The sequence below is a fragment of the Alkalicoccus halolimnae genome (assembly GCF_008014775.2).
Taxonomy (GTDB): domain Bacteria; phylum Bacillota; class Bacilli; order Bacillales; family Salisediminibacteriaceae; genus Alkalicoccus; species Alkalicoccus halolimnae.
On sequence record NZ_CP144914.1, the window covers coordinates 181,099 to 199,023 of the forward strand.

The 17,925-nt window shown below is 46.9% G+C and carries 12 protein-coding genes; 8 read left to right on the plus strand and 4 right to left on the minus strand.

The window, feature by feature from the left end; translation table 11 throughout:
• Window positions 1-92 precede the first annotated feature (92 nt).
• Both FTX54_RS00915 and FTX54_RS00920 read right to left on the minus strand, forming a co-directional pair.
• Window positions 93-1,079, minus strand: coding sequence for a bile acid:sodium symporter family protein (locus FTX54_RS00915; protein ID WP_147804553.1), 987 nt, complete (start codon window positions 1,077-1,079; stop codon window positions 93-95).
• Complete coding sequence (locus tag FTX54_RS00920; RefSeq protein WP_147804552.1) at window positions 1,057-2,475, minus strand: FAD-binding oxidoreductase; 1,419 nt, start codon at window positions 2,473-2,475, stop codon at window positions 1,057-1,059. Before FTX54_RS00920 ends, FTX54_RS00915 begins: the two co-directional genes overlap by 23 nt.
• 421 nt (window positions 2,476-2,896) lie before the next feature.
• On the opposite strand from FTX54_RS00920, the gene FTX54_RS00925 reads away from it, so the two are divergent.
• From FTX54_RS00925 to FTX54_RS00960, 8 genes are all read left to right on the plus strand, one after another.
• Window positions 2,897-3,787 (plus strand): phosphorothioated DNA-binding restriction endonuclease, encoded by an 891-nt coding sequence (locus tag FTX54_RS00925; RefSeq protein WP_147804551.1) that lies wholly within the window; start codon window positions 2,897-2,899, stop codon window positions 3,785-3,787.
• Window positions 3,788-4,330: 543 nt separating this feature from the next.
• The gene (locus FTX54_RS00930; RefSeq protein WP_147804550.1) at window positions 4,331-5,605 is read left to right on the plus strand and encodes a sugar ABC transporter substrate-binding protein; all 1,275 of its coding nucleotides are present in this window, start codon (window positions 4,331-4,333) and stop codon (window positions 5,603-5,605) included.
• Window positions 5,606-5,665: 60 nt separating this feature from the next.
• A complete protein-coding gene (locus FTX54_RS00935) occupies window positions 5,666-6,547 on the plus strand; it encodes a carbohydrate ABC transporter permease (RefSeq protein WP_147804549.1) in 882 nt (293 codons plus the stop codon).
• Between the two features lie 11 nt (window positions 6,548-6,558).
• On the plus strand, window positions 6,559-7,374 hold the full coding sequence (locus tag FTX54_RS00940; RefSeq protein ID WP_147804548.1) for a carbohydrate ABC transporter permease: 816 nt from the start codon (window positions 6,559-6,561) through the stop codon (window positions 7,372-7,374).
• 15 nt (window positions 7,375-7,389) lie between these two features.
• A complete protein-coding gene (locus tag FTX54_RS00945) occupies window positions 7,390-9,561 on the plus strand; it encodes a glycoside hydrolase family 3 N-terminal domain-containing protein (RefSeq protein ID WP_147804547.1) in 2,172 nt (723 codons plus the stop codon).
• 40 nt (window positions 9,562-9,601) lie between these two features.
• A complete protein-coding gene (locus tag FTX54_RS00950; RefSeq protein ID WP_147804546.1) occupies window positions 9,602-10,915 on the plus strand; it encodes a glucoamylase family protein in 1,314 nt (437 codons plus the stop codon).
• 216 nt (window positions 10,916-11,131) lie between these two features.
• On the plus strand, window positions 11,132-14,476 hold the full coding sequence (locus tag FTX54_RS00955; protein ID WP_246125663.1) for a GH36-type glycosyl hydrolase domain-containing protein: 3,345 nt from the start codon (window positions 11,132-11,134) through the stop codon (window positions 14,474-14,476).
• A 54-nt stretch (window positions 14,477-14,530) separates the two neighbouring features.
• Entirely contained in the window at window positions 14,531-15,523 is a 993-nt protein-coding gene (locus FTX54_RS00960) for a LacI family DNA-binding transcriptional regulator (protein WP_147804545.1), read from the plus strand.
• A 217-nt stretch (window positions 15,524-15,740) separates the two neighbouring features.
• Here the strand turns inward: FTX54_RS00960 and FTX54_RS00965 are convergent, their stop codons facing one another.
• Window positions 15,741-16,655 (minus strand): pseudouridine-5'-phosphate glycosidase, encoded by a 915-nt coding sequence (locus FTX54_RS00965; RefSeq protein WP_147804544.1) that lies wholly within the window; start codon window positions 16,653-16,655, stop codon window positions 15,741-15,743.
• Window positions 16,656-16,658: 3 nt separating this feature from the next.
• Window positions 16,659-17,786, minus strand: coding sequence for a carbohydrate kinase (locus tag FTX54_RS00970; protein WP_147804543.1), 1,128 nt, complete (start codon window positions 17,784-17,786; stop codon window positions 16,659-16,661).
• Between the last annotated feature and the right edge of the window lie 139 nt (window positions 17,787-17,925).

Sequence of the window (17,925 nt, forward strand, 5' to 3'; positions counted from 1 at the left end):
CGGTGAAATTTACAAATAACTGTCCGGCTTCTGCAGAGGGGCCTTGGAATCAAAAAAAGTTCCAGATCTGCGTCGACAGATCTGGAACTTAATTACGCCTGTTTTCTGCGGCGTTCTTCTTTTTCAGACTGCGCTGCGGAAGCATCCTGCGACTTTGCCGGACGCTTGGCCCAAAGCGTGGCGAGGATCGGGCCGGAAATGTTGTGCCAGACCGCTGCAGCAGCACTTGGAAGCGCGGCGAGTGGACCGAAGTGGGCACTTGCCAATGCGACACCGAGCCCGGAGTTCTGCATGCCGACTTCGAGAGAGATCGCCCGGCGGGTGGATTCATCCAGCTTCAGGAGGACCGCGGTGAAATAACCGAGCAGAAGTCCGAATGCATTGTGAAGCGCGACGGCGGTGAAGATGAGAAGTCCGGCCGTCGCAATGTTTTCCACGTTACCCGCGACTACGGCAGAAACGATAATAATGATCGCCAGTACTGAAATCAACGGCACGACGGTAATGCTTTTGTCGACTGCAGCTGTGAAGAAGCGGCGGATCGTCAGTCCAAGCAGGATAGGGATAATGATCACCTGGACGATGGAGAGAAACATCGCGCCCGCGTCGACCGGCAGCCACTGGCCGGCAAGCAGCAGGAGAATGAACGGCGTCGTAATAGGAGCAAGAAGCGTTGAAAAGGACGTCATCGCCACCGAAAGCGGCAGGTTTCCTCTGGCAAGATACACCATGACGTTCGACGCGGTCCCGCCCGGAACAGAGCCGAGAAGAACAAGTCCTGCCGCAAGTTCGGCGGGCAGATTCAATAAATAGGCAATCAGAAAAGCACTCAGCGGCATAATAATATACTGGGCAGCGACACCGATAATGACCGGCAGCGGGTTTTTAAAGATAATTTTAAAGTCGACCGCTTTTAACGTGAGCCCCATTCCAAACATGACGACACCGAGCAGGATCGTAATGTACGCTCCAATCCCGACGAATGCCTCTGGAAAAACAAAAGCGATGGCGGCAGCCGCCACGACCCAGAAAGCAAAGTATTTACCTGCGATGGCACTAATATGTTCGAGCAGCTTCATTGGACTCATCTCCCGTGTCTGCCGTCAAAATTTTATTCGGATTCATCAGCCCGTGTGGATCGAGGGCCTGTTTGATTTTTTTCATAACAAGCAGTGCCGGGCCGTGCTCTTCCTGCTGGTATTTCTGCTTGCCGATGCCGACGCCGTGCTCCCCGGTGCACGTGCCGCCGCGGGCCAGTGCGTACCGGACGATATTTTCGTTCAGCTCGGCGGCTTTTCTCATTTCCTCCGGGTCGTTTAAGTCCATCATCAGCAGCACGTGGAAGTTTCCGTCTCCGACGTGGCCGACGATGCCGCCGGTGAGCTCCAGACGGTTCAGCTCTTCTCTGGCATGAGCGACCGCTCCGGCGAGCCCGGAAATAGGCAGACAGACGTCGGTGACCATCAGCTTTTTACCCGGAAAGCCGTGCACATAGGCGTAGGCGAGGTTGTGTCTCGCTTCCCACAGCTGGGTTCTTCCTGCGGTATCGTGTTCAAACTCTATGCTTACACATGCATGTTCTTCCATGATCGCTTTCATAAATTCGACATCCTGCTTCAATCCCGCTTCGTTTCCGTGAAACTCCAGAAACAGAGTCGGGCTCTCTTTGTAATTTGTTTCCATATGTTTGTTGACCTGCTGCATCGACGGTTCATCGACGAGTTCGACCCGTGCGATTTCGATGCCGGACTGTAAAATGGAAACGACGCCGTCCACCGCATCTGCTACGCTTGAAAACGACACGCGGGCAGCCATGATCGATTCCGGAATACCATACACCCGAAGCGTCAGCTCGGTAAAGCACCCGAGGGTTCCTTCCGAACCGACAAACAGGCCGTTTAGATGGTAGCCGGACGAAGACTTTTCGGCTTCACTTCCTGTATGTATGATAGCTCCGTCTGCCGTTACCACTTCCAGATCCCGCACCTGATCGCGCATTACGCCGTATTTAACCGAGGTCGTGCCGCTCGCATTCGTCGCGGCCATACCGCCGAGTGTTGCATCTGCTCCGGGATCAACCGTAAAAAACATGCCGTATTTTTTCAGCTCTTTGTTCAGCTGGGAGCGGGTGACGCCGGGCTGGACTTTAACGAGAAAATCATTTTCCCTCACTTCAAGAATCTGATCCATTAAAGCGAAGTCAACCGTGATACTTCCTCCGTGCGGAATGACGTGGCCCTCGAGGCTCGTCCCTCTCCCGTAGGGGATGACCGGCGTCCCGTATTTCTTCGCCATGTAAACAATCTGCTGCACATCTTCCGTTGTCTTCGGGTAAGCAACACAAACAGGCAGGTTTGGAGAATGGTAGGATTCATCACCGCCGTGCTGTTCCAGTGCGGTCTCGTTCACCGTGACCTGTTCTCTCGACAGCCTTTCCTGCAGTTCCTTTACCAGTGCCTCGTGTTTTTCTTCCATAAAGCAGTCCTCATTTCTAACGTAGAGTATTTTTTTAGGGTAAACGGCTGCTCACCCTAAAAAGCGGTACACCTTTTTGCAAGTATGTAAAAACCTTTCCATCCCGTTAATTTTACTAAATTATCTGAAAAAATCAATAACGTTTTCCCAGTTTCAGAAAAGTCCGGGAGACATTAAAGAAAAGAACAGGAATTATATACAGACTCAAAAAACAGCCGATCTTCTATGTCTTACGAAGTCCCCGCTAAAGCAGGCCAGGCTGCCATGAAGTATCCGTAAAAAAGCAGAGAAATATGCAGACAGAAAAAGAGACGCTTTTCCGCTTCCTTGCTAAGCTGTTGATGCAAAATAACCGCAAATGGAATATGATACAGAAAGTACAACGTAAACTGAAGGTTTGACCCATAGAAAGGAGCTTCCTATGAATGAACAGGCTCTTAAAGCCCGGCTCCAGAAGCTGCAGATATGGAAACAGGGCGATCAGCGGGCGCCTCATAAACCACTTTTGATTTTGTATGCCCTCGCCGAATATCAGAGAGAGAAAGAGACGATGCTCCCCTATGAAGAAGTAAAGCCGAAGCTGACTGACCTGCTGAGAGAATTCGGTCCTTACCGGCGCTCCTACCATCCGGAGCAGCCGTTCGTCCGTCTTACGAGAGACGGAATCTGGCATCTTAATAAAAAAGCGGATCGTATCCATCTTCATAACAGAATGCTTTTAGCGGAAGACGTTAAAGGAGGCTTCACGAAAGAAGTGTTAGAACTGTTTGAAAAAAATCCGCTCCTCATCAAAGAAGCAGCGGAACTGATTCTTCAGGATCATTTTCCGGAAACTATTCATGAAGATATTTTGACGGCAGTAGGCCTCGATCTGGATCTCGGTGCGGCCTATCAGCTTCATAAGAAAAAGACACGCGATCCCCGTTTCCGGGAAAAAATTCTCCGCGCCTATGAACACAGCTGTGCCGTCTGCGGGTTTAACGTCCGGCTCGGCAGCCAGCTCGTCGGAGTGGAAGCGGCCCATATTAAGTGGCACCAGATGGGAGGGCCGGATACAGAAGAAAATGGGATGGCGCTCTGCTCGCTGCACCACAAATTGTTTGACCGCGGAGTGTTTACCATTAACCCGTTGAGAGAACTGCTCGTTTCGGAAGAAGCCCACGGATCCTCCGGTTTTCAGGAATGGCTGATGGACTATCACGGCAGGGAAATCCGCTCTCCTATCCGTCCGGACTACGCCCCGGCCGAAAACTTTATGCACTGGCATGTGAAGGAAGTGTTCAGAGGAGCAGAGCGGTTTGTTTCAGATTGATGTTACGTGCTGTGGAAAATCACCAGCGGAATTTACATAAAAGGAGCTGCCTGCATAAAAATCAGGCAGCTTTTTTTCATGGGTGCCCATTCCATAAACCGTTAATAAGTGGAAGAGCACTTCTTTTTTCAATGTTTGTTTAGGGTGAATGAGAGCGATTAGTAATTTAGTTTTTATTTCATGAACATTTTATATCTAAAATACAAGATGTTTGTGAAAAGAGAGAGATGATTGAAACAAAAGACGATACCTTCTATGGAATCAGCACCGTCTGTAAATCCATTCGCTTAATGTTCAAAACGTACATAGAAGCGTCTAACGGCAGTGAAAATCGTTCTATAAACTCGAAAAAAAATACATAAGATAGTAACTCATAAAATTGATTCACCTGATAAAGTTTATAAAATTAAAAAAACTTCTTGATAATGAAAGCGGATTCATGTACTCTTTAGTCATTAGGAGAAACGTTTCACTAATATAATTTTAAATCGTTTGTTTTCTCTTTATTAACAAGGTGAATCGTTTCAAAAATAGGAGGGTATTATGAAAAAAAGTATTGGTTTAGTCTCCGTGGTAGGTTTTGCTCTGGCTCTGACAGCATGTTCTTCTAATGATGCAGGGGATGATTCAGCGAATGGCAGTACAAATACAAACGACTCCGAAAACAAAAGCGACGAAGTCGTTTCGCTTACGGTGTGGGCAATGGGTGAGGAAGGGGAAGCACTTCATTCCTTCGGGGAAAGCTTTGAAGATGAACATCCAAACATTGAATTGGATGTGCAGGCTATTCCCTGGGATAACGCACACGATAACCTCTTAACAGCAGTAGCTTCCGGGGAAGGGCCGGATGTGGTACAACTGGGCACGACGTGGGTGGCAGAGTTCTCTGAAGCTGGAGCATTCCTCGATTTATCGGATTACACTGATGATTTTGACATGATTGGAAATGATGACTTTTTCGAAGCTGCACTGGATACGACTGAAGTCGAAGATCAAATTCTTGGTGTGCCGTGGTATGTAGATACACGGGTGCTTTTCTACCGATCTGACATTTTGGCAGAGCATGGCTATGAAAGTGCTCCTACCAATTGGGAAGAGCTCAAAGAAATCTCTCATACGCTGAATGACCGAGGGGATGACATGTACGGCTTCGATATCGATCAGAATGATCAGCTCGTACCGAGTATTTTCGCTTGGCAGAACGGATGGGAATACGATGTAGAGGCCGGAGCAGAAAATTTTGCCGAGGATTCATTCAGGGAGGCGATGGAATACTATCATTCGTTCTTTGATGAAGAGCTGGTCCAGGAATCTGAAGGGGTACCGATTGAACAAGGTTTTGAGGAAGGAACCAAACCTATGTTCATGAGCGGACCTTGGATGGTAAATATCATTAATAATACAACAGAAGGTATAGACGGGGACTGGGAGGTAGCAGTACTTCCAGGTCAAGAGAAAAACGCTTCAGCAATTGGAGGCTCTCATTTGAGCGTGTTTGCTCATACTGATCACGTCGAGGAATCCCTCGAATTCCTCTCGTTCATGTCCGAGCCGGATACGCAGACAGCCTGGTTTGAAGAAACAAATGCGCTGCCTGCCCGTCAATCTGCCTGGGATAATGAAGTTCTTGCAGAAGATGAAAAACTGGCAGTCTTTGGAGATCAGCTGGAAGAAGCTGTAGCGCCTCCAGTTATACCAGAATGGGAAAATGTTGCACAAGAACTGTTGTCATCACTTGAGAGAGTTAACCGCGGGAATGCTGAAGTAGATGAAGAAATGGATAACTTCCAGCAAAATGCGGAAAGAAGACTTAATTAATAACGAAGGGAGGGGGATTGAGATCCTCCTCCATGATTATAAATAAAGGAGGGCGGCAGCATGAATCATCGGAATGCATGGACGCCTTGGCTGTTTATAGGACCAGCCATCCTACTGCTGTTGGTATTTGCAATTCTGCCTATCTTTGTCAGCCTTGTAATCAGCTTTACCGACATTGATCTGGTGGGACTTGGAAATTGGGATGCTATCGAATTTATTGGACTGGAAAACTTTATAAACCTGTTTCAGGATCCCCTGTTTCGTCAGTCTCTTTACAATTCCCTGGTTTACGTAGTTATTGGGGTGCCGCTTGTCATTATTTGCTCTTTCAGTATCGCACTTCTGCTGAATTATGCGACCTCAAAACTATTTACGATATTTCGGGTTGTTTATTATGTGCCTTCAGTAACAAATATTGTTGCTATAGCAGTGGTGTGGGGCTTTTTATACAATCAGGATGTCGGACTGTTCAACTTTGTTCTCGACTTCTTTGGGGTAGATCCGGTGCCGTGGCTTGAGCATCCATTTATTGCTAAACTTTCGTTGATACTGCTTGCAGTGTGGAAAGGACTGGGAATTAATATGCTCATCTATCTGGCGGCTCTCCAGTCAATTCCAAACTCATATTATGAGGCAGCAAACATCGATGGAGCCAACAAGCTGCAGAAGCTTCGTTACATAACTATTCCATCTCTCAGCTACGCGACTTTTTTCGTCACTGTGACGACGTTAATCGGTTGGCTGCAATTTTTTGAAGAACCGTTTGTCATGACAGGTGGTGGACCACTTGATGGCACGATGTCGATGGCTCTTTTCATCTATCAGGAGGGGTTCCAATATAATGAATTCGGATATGCTGCTGCTGCCTCCCTTGTATTATTCATTTTAATTATTGTTGTAACGATGGTTCAATTTACGTTCAATAAATCGGATAAGGATTGAGGTGCTCACCTATGAAACAAAAGCTGGAGAAATGGATAATTACACTTGTGCTTGTAGTAGGCGGGTTCCTCGTTTCGATCCCTTTTTTCTGGATGATTTTAAGCTCTTTTAAACCGGAACGGGAAGCTCGTTCGATGCCTCCAACACTATGGCCGGAAAACTTTACATTTGAACATTACTTGAATCTGTTTCAAAACTTAAATTTTGGAACGTATTTTACGAATACACTGATCATCGTTCTTTTTTCCATGCTAGGGCTGCTTTTCAATACGATGGCTGGCTATGGATTTGCAAAGTTTCATTTTAAAGGCAAGGAAGCCGTCTTTATCGGCGTGCTTGCTACGATGATGATTCCCGCGCAGGTGTCAATGATACCCGTGTACTTAATCCTAAATCAGATGAGTTTAACGAATACGATGTCCGGGATTATTCTTCCTGGTCTGATTGCTGCCTTTAACATCTTTTTGATCCGGCAGTTTATGACGACCATTCCCAACGATTTAATAGAATCAGCTCGGATCGACGGTGCGAGGGAATTTCGTATTTTCTTTCAAATTATCTTACCGCTCTCGAAACCGGTACTTGCAGTGCAGGTGATTTTGACGTTCGTAGGGGCATGGAACAGCTTTTTATGGCCACTTATTGTTGCAAATGACCAGGGCCTTTATACACTATCTGTTGGGCTGGCACTTCTGCAAGGCCAGAATGCAAGCAGTTTTGCGCTGCAGATGGCGGGTGCCACTGTCATGGTCATTCCGGTACTGATTCTGTTTATGTTTGTCCAGAAATACATCGTTCAAGGTTTCAATACGACTGGAATTAAATAAGACAGGAGGTCTCTTATGGAAGATATACAGCTGACAGAACTCTTGGGAAAAATGACACTTGATGAAAAAATCGAACAAATGACACAAGTTACGGCAGCATTTATTAATAATGAATATTCAGGAGGGGCCGTTACCGGCCCGTTTGCTGAGATGGACATTGCCAAAGTAAAAACTTCGGGTTCAGGATCAGTCCTTGGAGAAGCTGGCGCTGCCAAGCTTAATAGAATGCAAAAAAACTACATCGACAATCATCGGCTTCAAATACCGCTGTTGTTTATGGCAGACATTATTCACGGCTATAAGACGATCTTTCCTGTGCCGCTCGCCATCGGTTGCTCGTGGGATATCGAGGCAGCAGAATACAGTGCGAAGATTGCTGCCCAGGAAGCAGCCGCTTCCGGTTTACATGTGACTTTCTCGCCGATGGTTGATCTCGTACGAGACCCACGATGGGGGAGAGTGATGGAAAGTACCGGTGAGGATCGTTTGTTGAACAGTCTATTTGCTGAAGCATTCGTCAAAGGCTATCAAGGAAAGGACTTAAAGAACACGGATACACTCGCTGCCTGTGTGAAACACTTTGCTGCCTATGGAGCACCGGAAGGCGGCCGCGACTATAATACCGTAGATGTCTCAGAACGAGAACTTTACGAGCAGTATCTTCCGGCCTACAAAGCGGCTATCGACGCAGGTGCGAATCTGGTAATGACTGCGTTCAACACCGTAGACGGCATCCCTGCAACGAGCAACCGACCGCTGCTAAGGGGAAAACTCAGAGAAGGAATGAAGTTCAACGGTGTCCTCATTTCCGACTGGGGGGCTGTACAGGAGGCGATTCCCCACGGTGTAGCGGAGAACAAACGGGAAGCGGCAAAAAAGTCAGCACTTGCAGGAGTGGATATCGAAATGATGACGCCTTGCTATTTGAATCACTTAAAAGAACTTGTAGAAGAAGGGGAAGTGGAAGAAGACTTGCTCGACGAGTCTGTCCTGCGCATTCTCCAGCTTAAAAACAAACTCGGTTTGTTTGAAAATCCTTACAGGGGAGCAGATGAAGAAACGGAACGTATCGCACTTCTCACCGAAACACACAGGGAAAGAGCACGGGAGCTTGCAGCGGACAGTTGTGTCCTTCTGAAAAACAAGAATGATGTACTGCCGCTCACGAAAAGTGCAAAAGTTGCCTTGATCGGACCTTTTGCGGAAAGTAAAGACCTTATGGGCGCTTGGTCTATCTATGGAGAGGAGAAGGATGTGGTGTCTCTTGCAGAGGGAATGACCTCTGTATCATCTTCGCTGCTTACCGCTATGGGGAGCGGGATTCATTCTACAAATGATTATCTGCTTGAGGAAGCTCGTCAAAAGGCCGAAGAAGCAGATGTAATTGTCCTTGCTCTTGGAGAACACTCAGAAATGAGTGGAGAAGCGGGGAGCCGTTCTCAGATCACTCTTCCTCAGGCGCAGCTTCGCCTTGCCGAAGCCGTTCGATCTTTCGGGAAGCCGATCATAACCGTACTCTTCAATGGGCGTCCTTTAGATGTAAGCCAACTTTTAATGGTATCTGATGCTGTACTAGAGGCATGGTTTCCAGGGTCTGAAGGTGGACATGCTGTCAGTGACCTGCTGTATGGGAAAAGGAATCCTTCTGGGCGCCTGACTATGTCGTTTCCATACAATGCAGGGCAGATTCCAGTGTACTACAACCATTACAACACTGGTCGCCCTAAAAAAAGCGGGACAACAGAAGACCGTTTTTTATCACAATACCTGGATGTGCCGAATGAGCCACAATTTCCTTTCGGTTTCGGGCTGAGCTACACTTCCTTTACATACGGAAGCATGAGCCTTTCAAGAGACACTTTTTCACAGGAAGAACCACTTGAAGTCACTGTTGATATTACGAATTCAGGAAGCTGTTGGGGAAGAGAAGTTGTTCAGCTGTATACGCAGGACGTAACAGGAGAAGTCGTCCGACCGGTCAATGAGTTAAAGGACTTTCGGCTCGTTAAGCTGAACCCTGGGGAAACAGAAACAGTCCGTTTTCATGTGGATACCTCAATGCTTGGTTATTACCACTCTGACTTGAGTTGGGATTGGGATCCGGGCGCGGTGCGCATCCGGGTTGGTCGTAACAGTGAAGACACACAGGAAAAAACTGTTACATTAACTAAAATATCGAAAGGATGATTTATTATGAAAAAAAACGGCTTTAGTACTTTCAGTCTTGATGGGAACGGCAGTTATTCCGGAAGCAGCCTCCGCTTCAATTGAGCAGCCACCCGGAAAGCAGAAGGCGATGGACAAGCAGTTTGAATCTGTAGCTAAACAGACATATAAATATTTTGAGGATTTTACAGATGAAGAGACAGGACTCACTTCCGATATCGTCCGTCTCGATGAAGGAGAAGAAGGAGAGCATACATCACCAACGAATATTGGTCTGTACATGCTTAGCGTAATTTCGGCAGAAGAAATGGGCTTTATTACTAAAAAAGAAGCAATGACAGAGATTCAGAAAACTCTCGACAGCCTTGAGGATATGGAGACATGGAATGGTCTCTACTATAACTGGTATTACACAGAAGATGCGAGTCTGATGACAGATTGGGGGCAGTTTATCTCCCAGGTGGATAACGGATGGCTGACGGCAGCGCTTTATGTCGTTTCTGAGGCATATGATGAACTATCAGAACAGTCATGGGATTTGGCAGAAGGGATGGATTATTCCACTTTATACGATGAAGAGGAAAATCTTTTTTACGGGGGATTTGATGTCGAGGACGACGCCTATACAGAACATCATTATGGCGCTTTGTACACGGAGCCGCGGATGACCAGCTACCTCGCGATCGGAAAGGGAGATGTTCCTTCTGAACATTGGTGGCACATGGACCGCACCCTTCCTGCTGAGTGGGACTGGCAGAGTCAGACTCCAGAAGGTTACGAAGTTGAATATGATGGAGTCTCCTTTTTCCAGGGCCACTATGATTATGAAGGAATTAAATTTGTGCCAAGCTGGGGTGGAAGCATGTTTGAAGGGCTGATGCCAGGTCTGCTGATCAAGGAAAAGGAACTGGGAACGAAAGGGCTGGGATTGAACAACGCCCGTCATGTGGAAGTTCAGCAGGCTTATGCAGATGATCAGGACTATCCTGCATGGGGATTTTCTCCTGCAGCAGTGCCTGGTGACTATCAGGAGTTTGGGGTTCCGGCCGCAGGGATTGAAGGTTATCCGGAAACAGGTATTGTTACCCCACATGCTTCATTTCTTGCTCTCGACTATGACCCGAAAGCCGTTTACGAAAATATGAAATCGCTCCGCTCACTTGGTGCTTATGGACCGTATGGATTTTTTGACACAGTAGATATGAATTCTGGACAAGTGACAAAAGCCTACCTTGCTCTTGATCAGGGAATGATAATGCTCTCAATTGCAAACCATCTGCACGATGGGCTTATTAAAGAATACTTTCATAATACAAAAATTGGATCCGCTCCGGAACACTTACTTGAAAGGGAGGAGTTCTCCATTCAAGAATAATAAATCAATTGATGAAGAGTTTCGAAAAGGTGCATGGAGGACGTTTTCATAAGTCATGTCCAAGTAAGACAATAGGAAGCTGGGGGTCTCTCCCAGAACAGAGATCCAGCGAAGTTTTCCATAAAAAAACAACAGAGAACGCTAATAAAGTCTTTTATTAAAAACAGATTTGTTAGGAGAAAAATTATTTTCAAAGCAGAAGGAAGTAGTGATAGCGTGAAAATACATGCAGAAAAAACAGAAACATACAGCTTATCGGCTGGCTCAGTTACGTTTCAGTTTTCTAAAGCCGGGGATCTTCTCCAATTGGCCTCGGGATCTGTCATGATTAATCAGGTGATTGGAAATATCCTGGATGGATCGATGAACAATGTTTATTTAAGAAAGAAACAAGGAAATACCAGCAGTTTTACAAAGCTTATCGGAGCCAGCTCCCCTTCAATCGTCTTATTAAAGGAAAACAGTATTAATTGGCAAGGGATCTGGGAAGGGATTGAATACGAGCTTCGCTTTCTTCCGGGAAGAGACAATATGTGGTTCTGGGAAGTTACCCTTAATGGGGAGAACGGGGAAGTAGAAGTCATCTACGGCCAGGATCTCGGTCTCGGCGATACGGGGATGGTGCGTAATAACGAGGCCTATGCCTCCCAGTATATAGACCACCGACCATTTTGGACTGAGGAAGGCTGGGTTGTCTGCAGCCGCCAGAACCAGCCCCAAAAGACTGGTCACCCATTTTTACAGCAGGGAGCATTAACTGGAGTTAAAGGGTATAGTACAGATGGTTTTCAGTTTTTTGGTAAAACCTACAGGGAAACAGAGGCCCCTGCGCTTTTACAGCAGCAGGCGACGTTTCCCAATGAGGTCTATCAGTATGAATTTGCCTACACTGGATTACAGTCCCGTACTGTGACTTTGAACGAACCGCAGAAGGTAGTTTTTTACGCAGCTTATCAGAAGAATCATATGACTGCAGTAGAAAATCCACTTCCCGTCTCTGATGTGCTGAGTCAGTATGAGGAGGCAGCAGGCAGGGAAGAACTCCCTCGGGAAAAAACAGGGGAGACATTTACCTTAAAAACAGGAGCTTCCCTTCAAGGGGAGAGTCTGACAGATACTGAACTGGAGAAAATGTTTCCGAAACGGCAGCAGGAGGAGAAGATCAACGGGAAGATGGCTGCTTTTTTTACTCCTACTGCGGAACATGTGGTCCTTCCAGCTAAAGAAGCACAGATGGAACGGCCGCACGGTCACATTCTTCTCAGTGGAAAAACGCACGCTGCCGACCGTTCGGTAATTACTACAACATCATACATGTACGGCCTGTTTAATTCTCAGATAGCGATAGGTAATACCTCGTTCCATAAATTGATGACAAATGCCCGGAACCCTTTAAATATTCTCCACACTTCCGGACAGCGTCTGTATGTAGAAACTGCAGACGGTTGGAGGCTTTTAACGATGCCGTCTTTGTTTGAAATGGGATTTCATTATGCAAAGTGGTATTACAAGCTGGGAAATGATGTACTGACAGTCACCGTTTTTACTAAAAAAGACCGGGAAGAAATTCAGATGGATGTAAAGTCCCAAAAGGGAAGTACATACCGGTTTCTTGTCACAAGCCAGCTGAGTATGCAGAATCACGAGTATGAAGTGCCATTCCGACTGGAGGAGCTGGCAGATGGTACGAGAATTTTTGCAGACGAAAGGTCAGAAAGCGCGGAAGTATATCCAGACCTATGCTACCGTATGATCTACAGTGGTACAAAAGTAAGAAGGACCGATGAAACAGCGCTGCTCAGTAACGCGGACCCGGGTGAGGCATCTTTGCTTGTCCATGAAACGGAGGAAACGGCTTCCTGGAGTCTTCTAATTCAAGGGAGTTTAACGAAAGAACTTCCTGCACCCGATTTTCTGAAAAGAGAAGAAGAAACTAAATCCTTTCATCAACTATACGATGGGCTGGTAAACGGTTTTTACTTGGAAGCACCTGGTACTGCACAAGCGGAAGCAGAAAAAATGAATTTGATAAGCCGATGGTATACACATAACATGCTCGTTCATTATACAGTTCCTCACGGTCTGGAACAGTATGGCGCAGCAGCTTGGGGGACCCGTGATGTCTGTCAGGGACCCGCGGAGTATTTTCTTGCTGTAGGGAAGTTTGATCAGGTTAAGCATATGCTTCTTACAGTCTACCGTCAGCAATTTGAAGATACTGGGGGGTGGCCTCAGTGGTTTATGTTCGATGCCTACGAAACGATTAAACAAGAGGAAAGCCATGGGGATATTATCGTTTGGCCGCTGAAACTGCTTGCAGATTATTTAGAAGCTTCCGGTGACGAAAATATTTTGAACGAAACGGTCTCCTACACGGATCGGAGCACAATGCTTCCTACAAAAAAACAAACAACGCTGGAGGAACACGTAAAAAAACAAATCGCATATATAGAAGAGCATTTTCTCCATGACACCTACTTGTCTTCTTACGGGGACGGAGACTGGGACGATACACTTCAACCAGCTAATCAGTCACTAAAAAAATATATGGTCAGTACCTGGACAGTAGCGCTGACGTATCAAACATTTAAAATGCTTAGTGAAACGCTTCCGGAAGCTCATCCTCTCCATAAAATCAGCTCTAAGCTGAAAGCCGGCATCAAAAGTGACTATGAATACTATTTTAAGAGAAGCACGGTCCTTCCAGGGTTTGTATATCTGGAAGATCCTCTAAATCCGGAAGTGATGCTGCATCCTGAGGATGAAAAAACGGGAATAGACTACCGGCTTCTGCCGATGACAAGAAGTATGATTGCTGGAATGCTCACACCCAAAGATGCAGAAACCCATTTTAAAACAATCAAAAAGCATCTTTATTTTCCAGACGGTGTACGCTTGATGAACAAACCGGCTTCTTATCAAGGTGGGGTGAGTAACCACTTTAAGAGGGCAGAACAGTCGGCTAATTTCGGGAGGGAAATCGGCCTTCAATATGTCCATGCCCACATTCGTTTTGTGGAAGCTATGGCTGCAATCGGAAAAGAAGAGGAAACTTGGAAAGGTCTGCAGTCGATCAATCCAATCCGTATCGCAGACGCAGTTCCAAATGCCTGTACTCGCCAGAGCAATGCTTATTTCAGCAGTTCTGACGGAGCTTTTTTGAACAGAAAGGAAGCAGCAGAAAGGTTCGATGAATTAAGAGATGGGAAAATCCCGGTAAAGGGAGGCTGGAGAATCTATTCCAGTGGTCCGGGAATCTACATGCATCAACTGATATGCAATGTGCTGGGCATTCGCAGGAAACGTGATATGCTTATTTTAGATCCAGTGCTTCCGCAGCACTTGGATGGTCTCATCTTCCACTATCGGGTTGATAACAAGCCGCTTGTAATCACATATCACCTCCAGCAGGATGCACGGAAGATTGTTATCAACGGCAAAGAAGCAGAGACAGAAGAGATGGATAACCGATATCGGCAGGGAGGATTTTCTCTCCCAATTGCAGATTTGCACTCAAACAAAGATAATCAAATAGATATTTATTTAAATCGTTCATTCTGATCATGACAGTATAAAATCGATAAAAGACTCTGTTTAGGAAAGGAGGGTTCCAGCATGGCCACAATTAAAGACGTAGCAAAACAAGCGGGAGTAGCGGTATCTACAGCTTCCTATGCCTTAAACGGCACGAAAAAGATGAAGCAGGAAACAAAAGAACGTGTCCTTCAGGCTGCCAGGGAACTGCAGTACCAGAAGAATGGGGTAGCAATGGATTTAAAGAAAAGCAAAACGAAAACTATAGCACTTATTTTAAGTGACCTGACGGGGCCTTTCTATTCCGAGCTTATCCGTGGTGTCCAAGAAGAGGTGCTCGAAAAAAAATACGATCTTCTCGTCTGCAGCTCTTATGGCAACGAAAGCTCTACGGCTGCTAAATTTTTGCGTGAAAAACGGGCGGATGGCGTAATTTTATTGGCGCACAACATTTCTGATGATTTCATCACAGAATCTGCCAGGACAGGGTTTCCGATAATTGTTCTTGATAGAGTCCTTCCGGAAAAGGAGGCCCTCACAAGTATCACGGTCAATAATTACAAAGGTGGATATGAAGCAACAAGACATCTATTGGAAAAGGGTGCTGTATCCGCAGCATGTATTCACGGACCGATCAACTCCTCTGACAGTCAGGAGCGGCTGTCAGGATACGAACAGGCACTTCAGGACAGCGGCTTGAAGAAGGATTCTAAATGGATTTTGAATGGAAGCTTTACTCATGAGGGAGGGTACCAAGCTACTAAAATCCTTATTCATCAGGGAGATCTCCCCAATGCTGTTTTTTATGCAAATGACGAAATGGCCATAGGAGGTTTAGAAGCTTTGAAAGAAAGCGGTTTGAACGTCCCGGAAGATATCGCAATTATTGGCTTTGATGACATTCAGCTGGCTCCTTATTTGCAACCACCGCTCACTACAATGAGACATCCAAAATACGAAATGGGTAAGCTTGCTTCCCACGTCATTTTTCAAGTTTTGGAGGGTCAACCTGTAAAATCTCATTACACGCTGGAAACAGAGTTTATTAACAGGGAATCGGTAAGTAAGCAGTAAAGCCTGTTTTTAATGATAGAAGAACGAATAAGTAATTAAGAAAAAGAGCCAAAAAGATTCATAAAAAATTATTCCAACAATAGTAGAGCCTCCTGAAACATAAAAAGCGTCATGACGAAACATTTATCGTCACGACGCTTTTTTTATGTTCACCAGGGGCTTTCAACATCCCCCGTTTTTAAAAATGCTGACCTGCTATTAATTTAGTCAGCGCACGTTACTTCATTTCGTTCAGGCTGACGGCAATGGCGGAACCGATTTCGGCATTGTGTTTAACGAGGGCGATGTTGGCTTTGAGGCTGCCGCCGTCCGTCAGGTCATGAATGCGCTGCAGCAGGTAAGGGGTGGTGTCTTTGCCGGTGATGCCGGCTGCTATAGCCTCTTTTAACGCTTTATCGATAATGGCGGAAATATGTGCCTCCTCCATCGCGTGTTCGGCCGGGATAGGATTGGCTATGACGGCACCTCCCTGAAGCTCCAAAGCCCACTTGTCATGCAGAACAGAGGCGGCGGTCTCTGCGGAATCGACCCGGAAATTGACAGGAAACTCGCTCGAACGGGTGAAAAAAGCCGGGAGTTGATCGGTGCCGAATCCAATAACAGGCACGCCCTTTGTTTCCAGGTATTCCATCGTCAGTCCGAGGTCAAGAATTGACTTGGCACCGGCACAGACGACAGCAACATTTGTTTTCGCAAGTTCTTCCAGGTCGGCCGAAATGTCCATTGTTTTTTCTGCGTCCCGGTGAACTCCGCCGATACCGCCGGTAACAAACACATCGATGCCGGCCCGTTCTGCACAGATCATCGTAGCTGCGACCGTCGTGGCGCCGTGCTGTTTCGTTGCTGTAAGATACGGCAGGTCTCTGCGGGAAGCTTTGGCCACGTTCTCCGCACTGCCGAGCGTTTCCAGTTCGTCATCAGTGAGCCCGACGTGAATGGTGCCGTTAAGAATGGCAATCGTTGCCGGAACGGCTCCGTTATCCCTGATAATCTGTTCGACTTCGCGGGCGGTCTGGACGTTTTGGGGATAGGGCATGCCGTGGGAAATAATCGTGGATTCAAGAGCAACAACAGGCTTGTTATTTTCCCGGGCTTCAAGCACTTCCCGGCTGAGTTTGATAGATTTATTCATCGTTTATTCTGCCTCCGTTTCAGTATAATTGGTGATGCTCGATGCGTGCAGATCACGGCGGACGGTTTCGGATACAGCAAGGGTCGCCTGGGCATTGCCGATGCCGGCCTGCACCGATTCTTCAAGAGCCGCGCCGTCAAGCTGAGAACGGATCATAGCAGCTGCGAAAGCATCACCCGCTCCCGTTACGTCAACGACCACTGCAGAAGTGGGGGCTGTGACGTGCTGTGCCTTTGGAAAAGAACGGCTTGCATGAACGGCTCCAGCCGCCCCGTCCGTTATGATAATTTTTTCCGTGCCTGCTGCCAGCCACTGATCACAGGCCTGCTGCCATTCCTCGGGCGATTCGAGCGGAAGGCCGAGAGCTTCTTCTGTTTCCTTACGGTTCGTAACAAGCCAGGTGACTCCGTCCAGACTGTCGGGGAGGCGCTTCATTTTCGGAGCGGAAACAGCAAGCACCGCAAGCGGAATGTTTCCACGATGAGCCGTCTTCCGCACTTCTTCGACAGTTTCTTTCGGACAGTTGAGGTCGGCGATCAGACAGGCGCTGCCGGCAAGAAGCGCTTCATTCTGACGGATAACAGCCGGTGTTATTGCTTCAAACACCTCCATATCGGCCATTGCCAGAGCCATTTCACCATCCGGAGAGAGCACGGCACTGTATGAACCTGTCGTGGCTCCGGGGATGAAAGAGGTGCGTTCAAGATCGGCAAAAGGTGATGTTGCTTCGTGGATCAGCTGCCAGTCGACGTCGTTTCCCGCAGCTGTTATAAGGACTGTATCCATTTCCATACGGCCAAGGTTTTCGGCCACATTCCGCGCTACCCCTCCTGCACTCTGCACGGAGGAGGTCGGATTTGACGTACCCCACTGAAGCGGCTGTTTTGCCGTGTACTTTCGGTCCACATTCGCTCCTCCGATACAGACGACAGGGGCAGTTTCATTGACGATATACGCTTTTCCTTTAATAAGTTCTTTTTTCATAAGAGAAGAAATAATGTTAGCGACGGACGGACGTGACAGGCTGATGCTGTCTGCGAGGGCCTGCTGCGAAATATACGGATTTTTGCGGATCAGCGAAAAAATCTTCTGTTCGTTTTCCGTTAACTCAGTCCTTCGAAACCGATCCATAGGACACCTCCGATGATGTTTGTAAAAATTATAAACATTTGTTTGATGAATTTAGTGTAAGGGTTTTCATGCTGGAAGTCAAACAGGGTAATCCGTGCTTTTAAGTAGTTTTTTCGAAAGTGGGAAAAAGAGGAAAGGA

Excerpts from the sequence above, each read along its gene's own strand:
- FTX54_RS00915 (WP_147804553.1), bottom strand. The coding sequence starts at position 1,079 with ATGAAGCTGCTCGAACATATTAGTGCCATCGCAGGTAAATACTTTGCT.
- FTX54_RS00920 (WP_147804552.1), bottom strand. The coding sequence starts at position 2,475 with ATGGAAGAAAAACACGAGGCACTGGTAAAGGAACTGCAGGAAAGGCTG.
- FTX54_RS00925 (WP_147804551.1), top strand. The coding sequence starts at position 2,897 with ATGAATGAACAGGCTCTTAAAGCCCGGCTCCAGAAGCTGCAGATATGG.
- FTX54_RS00930 (WP_147804550.1), top strand. The coding sequence starts at position 4,331 with ATGAAAAAAAGTATTGGTTTAGTCTCCGTGGTAGGTTTTGCTCTGGCT.
- FTX54_RS00935 (WP_147804549.1), top strand. The coding sequence starts at position 5,666 with ATGAATCATCGGAATGCATGGACGCCTTGGCTGTTTATAGGACCAGCC.
- FTX54_RS00940 (WP_147804548.1), top strand. The coding sequence starts at position 6,559 with ATGAAACAAAAGCTGGAGAAATGGATAATTACACTTGTGCTTGTAGTA.
- FTX54_RS00945 (WP_147804547.1), top strand. The coding sequence starts at position 7,390 with ATGGAAGATATACAGCTGACAGAACTCTTGGGAAAAATGACACTTGAT.
- FTX54_RS00950 (WP_147804546.1), top strand. The coding sequence starts at position 9,602 with ATGGGAACGGCAGTTATTCCGGAAGCAGCCTCCGCTTCAATTGAGCAG.
- FTX54_RS00960 (WP_147804545.1), top strand. The coding sequence starts at position 14,531 with ATGGCCACAATTAAAGACGTAGCAAAACAAGCGGGAGTAGCGGTATCT.
- FTX54_RS00965 (WP_147804544.1), bottom strand. The coding sequence starts at position 16,655 with ATGAATAAATCTATCAAACTCAGCCGGGAAGTGCTTGAAGCCCGGGAA.
- FTX54_RS00970 (WP_147804543.1), bottom strand. The coding sequence starts at position 17,786 with ATGGATCGGTTTCGAAGGACTGAGTTAACGGAAAACGAACAGAAGATT.